Annotated in this window: 12 protein-coding genes; 6 read left to right on the top strand and 6 right to left on the bottom strand. The window is 63.6% G+C overall.

Annotated features, from left to right (window positions below):
• Positions 1-41: 41 nt before the first annotated feature.
• From accC to G391_RS0111035, 3 genes are read right to left on the bottom strand one after another with little or no spacing between them, the layout of a single operon-like run.
• Positions 42-1,385: an acetyl-CoA carboxylase biotin carboxylase subunit gene (accC, locus tag G391_RS0111045; RefSeq protein WP_029087571.1), complete on the bottom strand. Its 1,344-nt coding sequence runs from the start codon at positions 1,383-1,385 to the stop codon at positions 42-44.
• 9 nt (positions 1,386-1,394) lie between these two features.
• On the bottom strand, positions 1,395-1,916 hold the full coding sequence (accB, locus tag G391_RS0111040; protein ID WP_029087570.1) for an acetyl-CoA carboxylase biotin carboxyl carrier protein: 522 nt from the start codon (positions 1,914-1,916) through the stop codon (positions 1,395-1,397).
• Positions 1,917-1,938: 22 nt separating this feature from the next.
• Positions 1,939-2,388: a type II 3-dehydroquinate dehydratase gene (locus G391_RS0111035; protein ID WP_029087569.1), complete on the bottom strand. Its 450-nt coding sequence runs from the start codon at positions 2,386-2,388 to the stop codon at positions 1,939-1,941.
• A 68-nt stretch (positions 2,389-2,456) separates the two neighbouring features.
• On the opposite strand from G391_RS0111035, the gene thiS reads away from it, so the two are divergent.
• Entirely contained in the window at positions 2,457-2,654 is a 198-nt protein-coding gene (gene thiS / locus G391_RS0111030) for a sulfur carrier protein ThiS (RefSeq protein ID WP_029087568.1), read from the top strand.
• Here thiS and G391_RS0111025 read toward each other — a convergent pair.
• On the bottom strand, positions 2,651-4,060 hold the full coding sequence (locus G391_RS0111025) for an SLC13 family permease (protein ID WP_029087567.1): 1,410 nt from the start codon (positions 4,058-4,060) through the stop codon (positions 2,651-2,653). The two genes, thiS and G391_RS0111025, sit on opposite strands and share 4 nt — an antisense overlap.
• An 82-nt stretch (positions 4,061-4,142) precedes the next feature.
• On the opposite strand from G391_RS0111025, the gene G391_RS0111020 reads away from it, so the two are divergent.
• Positions 4,143-4,976, top strand: coding sequence for a hypothetical protein (locus tag G391_RS0111020; RefSeq protein ID WP_029087566.1), 834 nt, complete (start codon positions 4,143-4,145; stop codon positions 4,974-4,976).
• Positions 4,977-4,996: 20 nt separating this feature from the next.
• Here the strand turns inward: G391_RS0111020 and G391_RS0111015 are convergent, their stop codons facing one another.
• Entirely contained in the window at positions 4,997-5,416 is a 420-nt protein-coding gene (locus G391_RS0111015; protein ID WP_029087565.1) for a DUF3597 domain-containing protein, read from the bottom strand.
• 162 nt (positions 5,417-5,578) lie between these two features.
• Here G391_RS0111015 and ppdK point away from each other — a divergent pair, with 162 nt between their 5' ends.
• From ppdK to G391_RS14660, 3 genes are all read left to right on the top strand, one after another.
• Complete coding sequence (ppdK, locus tag G391_RS0111010; protein ID WP_156893935.1) at positions 5,579-8,275, top strand: pyruvate, phosphate dikinase; 2,697 nt, start codon at positions 5,579-5,581, stop codon at positions 8,273-8,275.
• A gap of 78 nt (positions 8,276-8,353) precedes the next feature.
• Positions 8,354-8,896, top strand: a complete 543-nt coding sequence (locus G391_RS0111005; protein WP_029087563.1) for a hypothetical protein — start codon at positions 8,354-8,356, stop codon at positions 8,894-8,896.
• A 202-nt stretch (positions 8,897-9,098) separates the two neighbouring features.
• Positions 9,099-10,655 (top strand): glycosyltransferase family 2 protein, encoded by a 1,557-nt coding sequence (locus G391_RS14660; RefSeq protein WP_245572088.1) that lies wholly within the window; start codon positions 9,099-9,101, stop codon positions 10,653-10,655.
• Positions 10,656-10,723: 68 nt separating this feature from the next.
• On the opposite strand, the gene G391_RS15265 is transcribed toward G391_RS14660, so the two are convergent.
• Positions 10,724-11,299, bottom strand: a complete 576-nt coding sequence (locus G391_RS15265) for a hypothetical protein (RefSeq protein WP_051257308.1) — start codon at positions 11,297-11,299, stop codon at positions 10,724-10,726.
• Between the two features lie 233 nt (positions 11,300-11,532).
• On the opposite strand from G391_RS15265, the gene G391_RS0110990 reads away from it, so the two are divergent.
• Complete coding sequence (locus tag G391_RS0110990; RefSeq protein ID WP_029087562.1) at positions 11,533-12,063, top strand: porin family protein; 531 nt, start codon at positions 11,533-11,535, stop codon at positions 12,061-12,063.
• The last annotated feature ends 98 nt before the right edge of the window (positions 12,064-12,161 follow it).

Below are 12,161 nucleotides of genomic sequence, written 5' to 3'. Positions count from 1 at the left end.
GAAGACGCCAATGGCGTAGGCCCCCAACAGCCCCTCGATGGTCAGGTCTGACGAGCGGCCCACTTTTCCAGCCAGTGGATGTCGTAGTCGCCGGACAGGATATCCGGCTCGGCCAGCAACTTCTGGAACAGGGGAACCGTGGTGTCGATGCCGCCGACTACCATTTCGCCCAGACTGCGCTTGAGACGCGCGATGCACTCCTCACGGTCGCGACCGTGGACGATCAGCTTGCCGATCAGGCTGTCGTAATAGGGCGGGATCGAATAGCCGGCGTAGAGGGCGCTATCCAGACGTACGCCCAGGCCGCCCGGAGCGTGAAAATCGTTCACCAGCCCCGGCGAAGGGGTGAAGGTCACCGGGTTCTCGGCATTGATCCGGCATTCAATGGAATGCCCTTCAAAGACGATGTCTTCTTGGGTGAAGCTCAAGGGCTCGCCGGCGGCAATGCGGATCTGTTCGCGGACCAGATCGACGCCCGTGATCATCTCCGTGACCGGGTGTTCGACCTGCAGGCGGGTGTTCATTTCGATGAAATAGAACTCGCCGTCTTCCCAGAGGAACTCGATGGTGCCGACACCCAGATAGCCGATCTTCTGGATGGCGTCGGTGACGGTTTTGCCGATCTTGGCGCGGCCCTCGGCCGACAGGGCCGGAGAGGGGGCTTCCTCGAGCACCTTCTGGTGGCGACGCTGGAGCGAACAGTCGCGTTCTCCCAGATGCACGACATTGCCGTGGCTGTCGGCGATGACCTGGATCTCGATGTGACGCGGTTTTTGGAGGTAGCGTTCCATATAGACCGCGCCGTTGCCAAAGGCGGCCAGGGCTTCGGTCTGAGCGGTCTGTACCGCCTCGACCAGATTGTCTTCGGTCAGGGCGACCTTCATGCCCCGCCCGCCGCCACCGGCAGCCGCCTTGACGATCAGGGGGAAGCCGATGGTTTTCGCCGCCTCGATGGCCTGCTCGACCGTCTCGACTTCACCGTCAGAACCGGGGACGACCGGGATGCCGGCGTCCTTGGCCGTCTGCTTGGCCGAAATCTTGTCGCCCATGATGCGGATGTGATCGGCCGTCGGGCCGATGAAGGTCATGCCGTGGGCCTTCACGATCTCAGCGAACTTGGCGTTCTCCGACAGGAAGCCGTAGCCGGGGTGGATCGCCTGGGCTCCGGTGATCTCGGCCGCCGCAATGATCGAGGGGATGTTCAGATACGACCGGGCCGCAGGGGCCGGGCCGATGCAGACGCTTTCATCGGCCAGGCGCACATGCATGGCCGAGCGGTCGGCTTCGGAGTGAACGGCGACCGTGGAGATGCCCATCTCCTTGCAGGCGCGATGGATGCGAAGCGCGATCTCGCCCCGATTGGCGATGAGGACCTTGTCGAACATGGTCCCGTCCTATTCGAGAACCAGCAGGGCTTCGCCGAACTCGACCGGCTGGGCGTCGCCGACGAGGATGCTCAGAACCTTGCCGTCGCGCGGCGCAGAGATCGGGTTCATGGTCTTCATCGCCTCGATGATCAGGAGGGTTTGGCCCTTCTTGACGTTATCGCCCGGCTTGACGAATGGGTCGGCTCCGGGGGTCGCCTGAAGATAGACAGTGCCGACCATGGGCGAGGGTACGGTTTCGCCCACTTCCGGGGCGGGGCCGGCCGGATCAGACGACATGGGCTGGGCCACGGCGGCGAGGGGTGCGGCGGCTGCGGCGGCCGGCACGGCGACAGCGGGTGGGGCCGCGAAGTGCATCGGCTGGACGGTGGTACCGGCGGTTACCGTCCTCGACACGCGGATCTTGAGGCCGGAACGTTCGACCTCGATCTCCGTCAAGGAGGTGTCATTCAGGATATCGGCCAGTTCGCGAACCAGCTTGGCATCGGTGTCGCTCGAGGCGGTCTTGCTCGGGGTCTTGGGCGCCGGCATGGGCGTCTCCCTCTCTTGGACTTTAGGACTTCGACGGCGCTGAGCCGACCAGACGAAGCGCCGCTTCGACAGCCATCTCATAAGACGCCGGCCCGAAGCCGGAAACTACGCCGGTCGCAGCCGGCGATACAAAGGATACCTGACGGAACTCTTCGCGCGCCGCCGGGTTCGAAAGATGGCACTCGATCACGGGAATCGAAATCGACCTCAGTGCATCGAGCAGGGCGACGGACGTGTGCCCAAACCCCGCCGGATTCAAGACCAGGGCGCAACCCCGGTCACCGGCCTCGTGGATCCAGTCGATCAGCTCGCCCTCATGGTTGGTCTGACGGAAGACTACCGGCCTGGCACCAGCGACGCGCACGCACGCCTGCTCGATATCGGCCAGGGTGTCGGACCCGTAAATCTCGGGCTCGCGGGTTCCGAGCCGGTTGAGATTGGGGCCGTTCAGCACATACAGGGGTCTGGCCATGAGGCTCCGAGCGGACCGTCAATTCGGCGGCCCTTGTATCGCCGGGCCGTCAGGGTCACAAGCCGCTGATGGACATCACACTAAACGGTGAACCGCACACGACCGAGGCGGCCACCATCGCCGACCTGGTAAAGGCACTTGGGCTGGACCCGGCAAAGGTGGCCGTTGAGCACAATTTGGCCCTGACGCCGCGATCCCTGCATGGCCAGACACTGATCGAGCCGGGCGACCGAATCGAGATCGTCCAGTTCGTCGGCGGCGGCTAGAACGGAAAGACGATGGGGATCACCACCATCGCTGTGGCCCAGGTGATGAGGTTGAGCGGCACGCCAATCTTGACGAAGTCCATGTAGGAATAGCCCCCCATTTGATAGACCAGCACATTGGTCTGGTAGCCGAAGGGCGTGGCAAAGGCGGCAGAGGCGGCCATCATCACCGCCACCAGGAAGGGGCGCGGATCGACCCCCAGGCTCTCGGCCAGAGCCACCGCAATCGGGGTGATCAAGACGGCGACCGTCGCGTTCGACAGCAGCTCGGTGGCAAACAAGGTCACGCCGTACAGCACAATCAGAGCCGCCAGTGGCCCAAACGGCTCAAGCACGTGGATCAGGGCCTGGGCCCCGGCATCCGCCAGGCCGGTGACCTCGATGGCCACGCCGACGACGACCATGCCGGCGATCAGAAGCAGAATTTCAGGGCGCAGGCCGGCATAGGCTTCTTCCGGCGTGATCACCTTCAGCAGGATCAACGCCACAGCCCCGGCAAAGGCCGCCGCAGCGATGGGGGCCAGGCCCAGTCCGGCGCACGCGACCACCAGAACAAAGACGCCGGCGGAGATCAGGGCTCGCCGCAACTCGAACGGTCGGTCGGCAGCACTGAACAGTTCGACATCGCCCAGATGGGCGTCGCCCGACCCGTCCTCCTGATTGCGCGCTTCCCCAAAGCGCGGAAACCGGAAGCGCAGCCGGCGACGTCGCTGCTCGGCCTGCTTCTGCGCCTGTTGCCTGCGTTCTTCTTCCTCTGCGGCGAGTCGGGCCTGTTCGGCTTCGTCGGTCGCGACAATCCGGCCAAGCTGGCGCGCGCCCACGAAGTACAGCCAAAGGGTGCCGATCAGGGCGATGCTGACGCCGACGGGGGTTATCTCGAACAGGGAGAAGACCGGCTGGCCCGCGTTTCTGGCCATGTCGTTGACCAGAAGGTTGGTCGAGGTTCCGATCAGGGTCATCAGGCCGCCCATGACCGAGATGTGGCTTAGCGGCATGAGGAACCGTTTGGGCGACAGCTTGAGGGTCTTGGCGACATCGCGAATGACGGGTGCGGCCAGAACGACGACCGGGGTGTTGTTAAGGAAGCCGCCGAGCATTCCGCACATGCCCATGACCATCCAGACCCCGGTGGCCCCGAAGCGGACCGCCAGCTTGGTGGCCTGGCGGATCATCAGGCCAAGCAGGCCCGACAACTCGATGGCGTAGGCGATGACGAACAGGCCGGCCAGGGCGATGACGGCCGGACTAGCGAAGGCGCTTTGAACTTCGACAGGACGGACCACGCCCAGGATAAGCAGGGCCGCTGCGCCGGACAGGGCCACCACATCGGCGCGAAGACGCCCATGGATGAGGACGCCGACAACGCCGACCAGCACCAAGAGGGCTATGATCTGATCAAAGGTCATCAGGTTCCGATAGCGGCGCCCAAGGGCGATCTCGTTGAGATTGCATAGCCTTTTGAACGCGCGTCATGCTAGGGTGATCCCCATGTCTAACTCGGTTGTGATCTTGGGACGCACCCTTGCAGCGGTGGCATTGGGCCTGATGGTCAGTGGGTGTCCGCGCAATGCCGAGGAGCCCGCCCCGCCGGCTCAACCCATCGAAACGCCGGCGACTGCCCAAATCCCGACGCCGGCTGCGACGGCCCTGACGCGTGCCAACCTGCTTGATGCGGCCCGCCGCGCGGGCTCAGACTATGCATCCGGCACGGCCCCGGAAGGCGTTGATGCCCTGGTTGGTCGAACCTTTTCCATCGTGAATCCAGTCGGGTGCAGCGGACCGGCTGCCGGCCTTCCAGCCGAAGCGGCTGACGGGCTGGCCCGCGTGGCCTGGAACGGGGACCGGACGGTCATTCAGTTCAGCCTGACGCCGGGCAACTGGACGGACTCAGCCCTGATCACGGGGGCCAACGGCAATTGGGAAGAGGTCGAGGGCATCTGGCTGACCCGTCCCTGGCTGGAGACGGAAGCGTGCCCCGTGGTGCGTTCGGACCCGCTGCAAAGCGCGGCAGCGGCCCCGACGGGCCAGACGGTCGGCCTGGCGATCGTCCATTCTCAAGAAGGCTCCCGCCTTGATCGTCGCAACGGGCGTGCCTACGCCCATGCGCTGCGGGGCGACAACGAGGCTCCGGCCCAGTGGCCGAGCGAAGGATTGCGCTTGCGATTGGAGGGGCGCGTCGTCGGATTTCCGGGTGGTCAGGCTTTTCGCTGTCGCGCTGCCGGACCGGACGCGGCACCGGTCTGTGTGGCGGCTGTCCAGCTTGACCGGGTGGCGCTGGAATCGCCTTCAGGCGAAGCCCTGAGTGAGTGGCGGGGCGGCTGACCACCCCGCCGTCACCTGTCCTAGTCGATCAGATCGGCAGGGACCTTGCCCCCGTTCTCGGCAATCTTGTTCATAACCTGCCGGTGCAGCCAGATATTCATGCTGGCCGAGTCGGACTTGTCGCCGGTGTAGCCCAGCTCGTCGGCGAGCGCCTTGCGGTTCTCGAGGCTGGAATCGATGTCCAGCGTCTTCATCAGATCGACGATGGAGGTCTTCCAGTTCAGCGGTTCGCCCTTGGCCTCGGCCTTCTTGGTCAGGATGACCTCGACATCGGCCTCGTCGAGCTGGACGCCAATCGGCGCGGACTTGCCGCCGAAATCAGCCTTGTTCATGCCCGCGGGGGAGGGCTTTGTGCCGTCAGCCGACTTGCCCCCTGTCACGGTGGTCTTGTCGTCGCCGCGACCGAAAATCTTGCCGAAAATATTGCCGAGAATGCTCATGTATCAGGTCTCCGTGGTGGATGAGAGGTAGCCCCGCCACAGAAACGACCCAGCGAACGGCAGGATGCAAATCACAAATCGCTCAACCCTCGCCATTCGAGGCGTCGCGCGCTAGTCAGACCCTGTAGCGGGCGAGCCGCCCACGATTCCACCGGCTCAGGGATGACGATGACGAAATGGGTTTACGGTTTCGGGGGCGGGTCGGCTGACGGCGACGCGTCGATGAAGAACCTGCTGGGCGGCAAGGGTGCCAATCTGGCGGAGATGTCGTCTCTGGGTCTGCCGGTGCCGCCGGGCTTCACCATCACCACCGAGGTTTGCACCGCCTATTACGAGAATGGTCAGGCCTATCCCGCCGATCTGGAGAGCCAGGTCGAGGCGGCCCTCGGCAAGGTCGAAGGGATTGTCGGCAAGGCTTTTGGCGACAAGTCCAATCCCCTGCTTGTCTCGGTACGATCCGGTGCGCGTGCGTCGATGCCGGGGATGATGGATACGGTGCTGAACCTGGGGCTCAACGATGAGACGGTCGAGGGACTGGCGGGCTTGTCAGGTGATCGCCGGTTTGCGTTCGACAGCTACCGCCGGTTCATCACCATGTATTCCAACGTGGTGCTGGGGGTCGGGCACGACGCCTTTGAAGAGGTTCTGGACGAAACCAAAGACAGGCTGGGCGTCAGCCAGGATACCGAACTGGCGGCTGCGGACTGGGAGCGCGTTGTTGGCCGCTACAAGCAGGTCGTTCTGGACGAAACCGGTGCCGAGTTCCCGCAAGATCCCAAGGCGCAGCTATGGGGGGCGGTCAGCGCCGTCTTCGCGAGTTGGATGAACGACCGGGCCAAATTCTATCGCCGTATGCACGATATCCCTGAGAGCTGGGGCACGGCCGTCAACGTCCAGTCGATGGTGTTCGGCAATATGGGTGACACGTCCGCGACGGGCGTGGCTTTCACCCGCAATCCGTCCACGGGTGAGGCCAAGCTGTACGGTGAGTTCCTGATCAACGCCCAGGGCGAAGACGTCGTCGCCGGCATCCGCACGCCTCAGGCCCTCACTAAGGCCGGCCGAGAGGAGATGGGCGAAACCAAGCCCTCGATGGAAGAGGCCATGCCGGAGGTGTTCGCCCAATTCCGCGACACGGTCGGGCGGCTGGAGCGGCACTATCGCGATATGCAGGACATCGAGTTCACGGTCGAACAGGGTCGGCTGTGGATGCTGCAGACCCGAAATGGAAAGCGCACCGCAAAATCGGCCCTGAAGATTGCGGTGGAGTTGGCCTCCGAAGGCCTGATTGACCGCGAGGAGGCAATCCAGCGGGTCGAGCCCCAGGCGCTGGATCAGCTGTTGCACCCGACGCTGGATCCCAAGGCACCGCGGACGGTGATCGCCAAGGGCCTGCCGGCGTCTCCCGGCGCGGCGACCGGCAAGATTGTGTTCGATTCCGATGAGGCTGAGCGGCTGGGCCAGTTGGGCGAGGCCGTCATCCTGGTGCGCGAGGAGACGTCGCCCGAGGACATTCACGGGATGCATGCGGCGCGTGGCATCGTCACGGCGCGCGGCGGCATGACAAGCCATGCAGCGGTCGTGGCGCGCGGCATGGGCCGCCCCTGTGTGTCGGGGGCCGGCGGCGTCCATATTGACGACAAGGCGGGGCAGTTCACTGCGAGTGGCCAGACCTTCAAGGCCGGCCAGATCATCACCATCGATGGCTCCACCGGCGATGTCATCGAGGGCAAGGTGGCCATGATCGAGCCGGAGCTGACCGGCGACTTCCAGACGCTGATGGCCTGGGCGGATGCGGCGCGGCGGCTTAAGGTGCGGGCCAATGCCGAGACGCCGCTGGATGCGTCGACCGCGCGCGGCTTCGGGGCCGAGGGGATTGGGCTGTGCCGGACCGAGCACATGTTCTTTGACGACACCCGGATCGCGGCCGTGCGCGAAATGATCCTGGCCGACGACGAGGCGGGCCGTCGGGCCGCCTTGGCCAAGATCGAGCCGTTCCAGAAGGCGGACTTCGTTGAGCTGTTCAAGATCATGGCCGGTCTGCCGGTGACGATCCGGCTGCTGGACCCGCCGTTGCACGAGTTCCTGCCGCACAACGAAGAGGACGTGAAGGCGGTGGCCGCTGCGACGGGCCTGGACGCCGACAAGCTGATGAGCCGGGCCAAGGCCCTGCATGAGACCAACCCGATGCTGGGCCATCGTGGGTGCCGACTGGGCGTGGCCTATCCCGAAATCTACGAGATGCAGGTGCGCGCCATCATCGAGGCGGCGCTGGAGGTGAAGGCCGAGACGGGTGAGGCCCCGCTGCCGGAAATCATGCACCCGCTGGTGGCCAAGGGGCAGGAGATGAAATTCCTGCGCGAACTGACCGATCGGGTGGCCGAAGCGGTGTTCGCGGATCGGGGTGACCGGCTGGACTATATGGTCGGGACCATGATCGAGCTGCCGCGCGCGGCGCTCAGGGCCGATGATCTGGCCGAGTATGCCGAGTTCTTCTCGTTCGGCACCAATGACCTGACGCAGACGACCTTCGGCATTTCACGAGACGATTCCGGCCGGTTCCTCCAGGCCTATCTGGACAAGGGCATCTTCGAGCACGACCCGTTTGTGCGGCTTGACCCGGAGGGCGTCGGCGACCTGATCAAGATCGCGGCGGAGCGCGGCCGCAAGGTGCGCCCGAACGTCAAACTCGGCATCTGTGGTGAGCACGGCGGCGACCCGTCGAGCATCGCCTTCTGTGAGGGGGCGGGGCTGGATTACGTGTCGTGCTCGCCCTATCGCGTCCCGATCGCCCGGTTGGCTGCGGCTCAGGCGGCCCTGAGTGCGCGTTCTGGAACCGAACGCGAGAAGGACCGGTAGCAAGATCGGCCGCCGATCTCCGGGTTGCAGATTGGAAGAACGGGGTTCACCCTGATCGGGTATCCAAGGAGGTCGGTCATGCGAACCCTACTATCTGTCATTGCGGCGGCTTCGTTTGTCATCGGCTGTCAGCCGGCGGGTCAAACCGCAGCCGGGGAAGCGCCGGCCACAGATAACGGGCCCCAGGCTTCAGAGGTGGCCGGGACAATCCCGACCGACGCAACGACCTATCCTGAAGGAGAGCCGCGCTGGATGCTGAGCGAAGACGGTGCTGAGCAATTTCTGGCCTTTGCGGTGCCCGAAACCGATGATGTCCGGCTGCTGATGTCCTGTGCGGAAGGCGCGCGCTCGGTCCGCCTGTGGCGGACGACCTGGGAGGGCGATACGCCCGACTTCATTTTTAGCTCCGGGACCGCCGAGGGGACGTTCTCGGGGGTTGAAATTCCGGAGGGTATGGAACCGCAGCTCGAAAGCGCGGCATCGACGTCCGAGCCGGTCCTGGTTGCATTCCGAACCACCGGGCAACTGCTTATGACAGCGGGCGGCGAGGCCCGTGATGTGAGTGCCGCTCCCGGAGCTCTCCCTCTGGTGAACGCCTTCTTCGAACATTGCGGATCATAGGTCGCTTGCGGTCGTCGCGGCACGCTGACTTGTCAGACTGATCTGGCGGTAACCGACGACAAAACTTCGCCTTGATGGCGACTTGTTTTGTCGGGGCCCCTGGACAATGGTTAAGCTATTGTCCGGGGGACGTATTTCGGGTCCGAGTACCAGGTGTTCACGTTGCGTAGTATAGACATTCTGAGAGCCCGGACCGTCTAAAGTGGGGGACGGTAGCTTCTCGCATTTCCCGGGGGCAGACCCGGCCATAGGCGTCGGCGCGCACGCGCAGACTCGACCGCGTCGTCGGTTCTTCTATGTGCCCGTGCCGGTGAAATATGCCTTTGCCCTGTCGCTCGCCGTGGCGTGGCTGGGCTTCAGTATATGGGCCTCAGGCAGGTGGCTGCACGATCTGGCCGCCTGGGCCGGCTGGGCTTTCGCGATTATTGCAACGACCTTCATTGCCTATATTCCCGGCTTCATGAACGCCTTCATGTTGGGAACCCTGCTGACCGACAGGAGGCCGCCGCGACGCACGCCGGCGAGCTATCCGCCGGTGACGATTCTGGTCGCGGCGTACAACGAAGCCTCCAGCATTGCCGATACCCTGCGCTCGATCTCGCTCCAGACCTATCCCGGCGAGATCGAGATTCTCGTCATCAATGATGGCTCGACAGACCAAACGTCCGAGGTCACAACGCAGGCCATTCGGGAGTTGGGATGGGCGCGGGGCCATTCGGCCCGATTGCTGGTCGGGATTGAGAACGCCGGCAAGGCCGCCGTCCTGAATCGCGGTCTGGCCCAGGCTCGACATCAGCTGATCGTCACTGTGGACGGCGATTGCTGGCTGGCACCCCAGGCCCTGCAGCGACTGGTTGAACGATTTTTGTCAGACCCAAGAGGCACCGAAGCCGTCGCCGGGTCTGTTCTGGCCAAAAACTCACGCAATACCTGGCTCACGCGGGCTCAGGAGTGGGACTATTTTCACGGCATCGCCGCGGTGAAGCGTATGCAGAGCATGTATCACGGCACCCTCGTCGCGCAGGGTGCCTTCTCACTGTACCGGCGCGAAGCTCTGGAGCGCGTCGGAGGCTGGCCCGACTGTGTTGGTGAGGACATCGTCGTGTCCTGGGGCTTGCTTAAACAGGGAGCCCGGATCGGCTACGCCGAAGATGCTCTGGTTTTTACCAATGTTCCCGAACGGCTCGGACATTTTGCCAGCCAGAGGAAGCGGTGGTCGCGGGGCCTGATTGAAGCGTTTCAGGCGCATGGTTCGCTGCTCATTCATCACCGCATGACCACCCTGTTTATCTGGTGGAACCTGCTCTTCCTGCCGATTGATCTGGCCTACACGCTGATCTTCATCCCCGGACTTGTCCTGGCGCTGCTCGGCAATTTCCAGATCGCCGGCCCCATGACGCTGTTGGTGTTGCCGCTGGCGGTGGCCTGGAATCTCATCATCTTTGCCATTCAGAGACGGATGTTTGCGGCCCAGGAATTCCGAGTTCGACGAAATGCCGGCGGGTTCTTCTTCTATGCCCTGGCCTATAGCCTGCTCATGCACCCGGTCTGTGTCTGGGGCTATATCAATGAACTCCTGGGCCTGCCGAAGACCTGGGGCCGTCGGGCCGCAAGTCGACCCGTCGAAACCTATCCTAGCCTGATCGAGGTTGACGCCTGGCAGTTAACCCCAGAGCACCCTGATCCCCAGCACGTCTTCATCGGCCAGGCTGAACCCTCAGCGCGGGCGCTCGACCTTGAAATTCCTGCCGCGCGCTGAGGCGCACTAGAGCGCGATGGTTTTTGTTGGAACCGCCCTGCGGTGCCGACAAAAAGCTGAATCAGGCTCTAGCGCATAAAACAGTTGTCGCCGGTGTGGAGCAGCGCGACCTCTTGTCCGCCCGGCTCCATGACGCCGTAGATTCCCCCGAGATCAAACTCATCTTCCAGCGTGTCTCGCGTGAAATCTGACACGCCGGCAGCCTCAAGCTCGGCGCGCGTGGCCTCGGCAGAAATGCCAGACATGGTGGTGAGCGCCTCGGTGCTTTCCCAGCCCGAGAAGGCACCTTGCGAGAACCACAGACGAAGGCCCTGAGGGAAGTTCGCGAAACTCAGTGGCCCTGGGCCGCATTCCTCCATCTGGCCAGTCTCAGTGGCGTTTCCGACGAGGGCCGTGATCGCCGTTGTGGTTTCCGCCTGCGGGGCACCGAAGGGAATCAGGCGCGTCGAGCCTGTCGTTTCATCGACCAGTCTCAGGCCCTCCGAATCCAGAGCGACAATCGTCGACGAAGAATCCTGGGGTGCCGGAGTCTCCGCGGCCGGAGTGGGGGCTTCGGCAGCGTCACGTTCAGCAGCGCGGTCCTGCGCCTGGGGTTGGCAAGCCGCCAAGGCGAGGGCTGCCGTCAAGGCCAGCGTTCGGTTCATCCGGGATCTCCCGTCGGTTTCAGCCACCAGTCTAGGTGCTGGCCGGACAATGGCCAAGCACCAACCACATGATGTTCGACGAACAATGTATCATGTCAAAACAGAGACTTATGGTCCTGATTTCGCCCCGGAGGGGTCTTGGAAGGACCGTTGTCGGTTCCTATCTGCGCAGTCTGGCTGGGTGGGCCGGTGGCGCGAAGAACGTCACTGAAACCAGCAAGGAAGAGTTTGTCATGCGTACTCTCGCTTTTACCGCCGTCGCCGCTATTGCGGCCTCTGTTGCTGCTCCGGCAGCGGCTCAGACCCTGTCCAACCCGACCTGGTACGGTTCGGTGGGCTATTCGAACCTGTCGAGCGACGACACGGATGTTGATCTTGATGGCCTGACGGGTCGGGTCGGCGCGCGCTTCAATCCGTACCTTGGGGTTGAAGGCGAACTGACGGTTGGCCTCGGTGACGAGCAGATGGTGCCGAACGTCGACGTGCAACTGAACCACGACGCGGCCGTCTATGGCGTCGCCTCCTATCCGGTGGCTCAGAATTTCGAAGTCTTCGGTCGCCTGGGTTACGGCACGACCGAGATTGAGGCCTCGGGCCTTGGTTCGACGGTCACCAACAATAGCGACAGCTGGAACTACGGCGTCGGTGCCAACTATTTCTTTGACGGCGTGAACGGCGTTCGGGCGGACTATACCCGTCGCGATTTCCAGGATGACGCCGGCGAGGCGGATATCTGGACGATCGGCTACGTTCGTCGTTTCTAGGACAGGTTTCCTGTCGTGAAATCAGGGGCGCGATGGGCAACCATTGCGCCCTTTTCATTTGTGCGGCCGCCTGGTCCGGCCTCTACTGGTTTCGATAA

The sequence above is a fragment of the Brevundimonas aveniformis DSM 17977 genome, from assembly GCF_000428765.1.
Classification (GTDB): domain Bacteria; phylum Pseudomonadota; class Alphaproteobacteria; order Caulobacterales; family Caulobacteraceae; genus Brevundimonas; species Brevundimonas aveniformis.
This window is presented reverse-complemented; position numbering and strand designations above follow the sequence as displayed.

What these genes read in the sequence shown, in the direction of transcription:
- accC (WP_029087571.1), bottom strand. Translation starts at nt 1,385, where the DNA reads ATGTTCGACAAGGTCCTCATCGCCAATCGGGGCGAGATCGCGCTTCGC.
- accB (WP_029087570.1), bottom strand. Translation starts at nt 1,916, where the DNA reads ATGCCGGCGCCCAAGACCCCGAGCAAGACCGCCTCGAGCGACACCGAT.
- G391_RS0111035 (WP_029087569.1), bottom strand. Translation starts at nt 2,388, where the DNA reads ATGGCCAGACCCCTGTATGTGCTGAACGGCCCCAATCTCAACCGGCTC.
- thiS (WP_029087568.1), top strand. Translation starts at nt 2,457, where the DNA reads ATGGACATCACACTAAACGGTGAACCGCACACGACCGAGGCGGCCACC.
- G391_RS0111025 (WP_029087567.1), bottom strand. Translation starts at nt 4,060, where the DNA reads ATGACCTTTGATCAGATCATAGCCCTCTTGGTGCTGGTCGGCGTTGTC.
- G391_RS0111020 (WP_029087566.1), top strand. Translation starts at nt 4,143, where the DNA reads ATGTCTAACTCGGTTGTGATCTTGGGACGCACCCTTGCAGCGGTGGCA.
- G391_RS0111015 (WP_029087565.1), bottom strand. Translation starts at nt 5,416, where the DNA reads ATGAGCATTCTCGGCAATATTTTCGGCAAGATTTTCGGTCGCGGCGAC.
- ppdK (WP_156893935.1), top strand. Translation starts at nt 5,579, where the DNA reads ATGACGATGACGAAATGGGTTTACGGTTTCGGGGGCGGGTCGGCTGAC.
- G391_RS0111005 (WP_029087563.1), top strand. Translation starts at nt 8,354, where the DNA reads ATGCGAACCCTACTATCTGTCATTGCGGCGGCTTCGTTTGTCATCGGC.
- G391_RS15265 (WP_051257308.1), bottom strand. Translation starts at nt 11,299, where the DNA reads ATGAACCGAACGCTGGCCTTGACGGCAGCCCTCGCCTTGGCGGCTTGC.
- G391_RS0110990 (WP_029087562.1), top strand. Translation starts at nt 11,533, where the DNA reads ATGCGTACTCTCGCTTTTACCGCCGTCGCCGCTATTGCGGCCTCTGTT.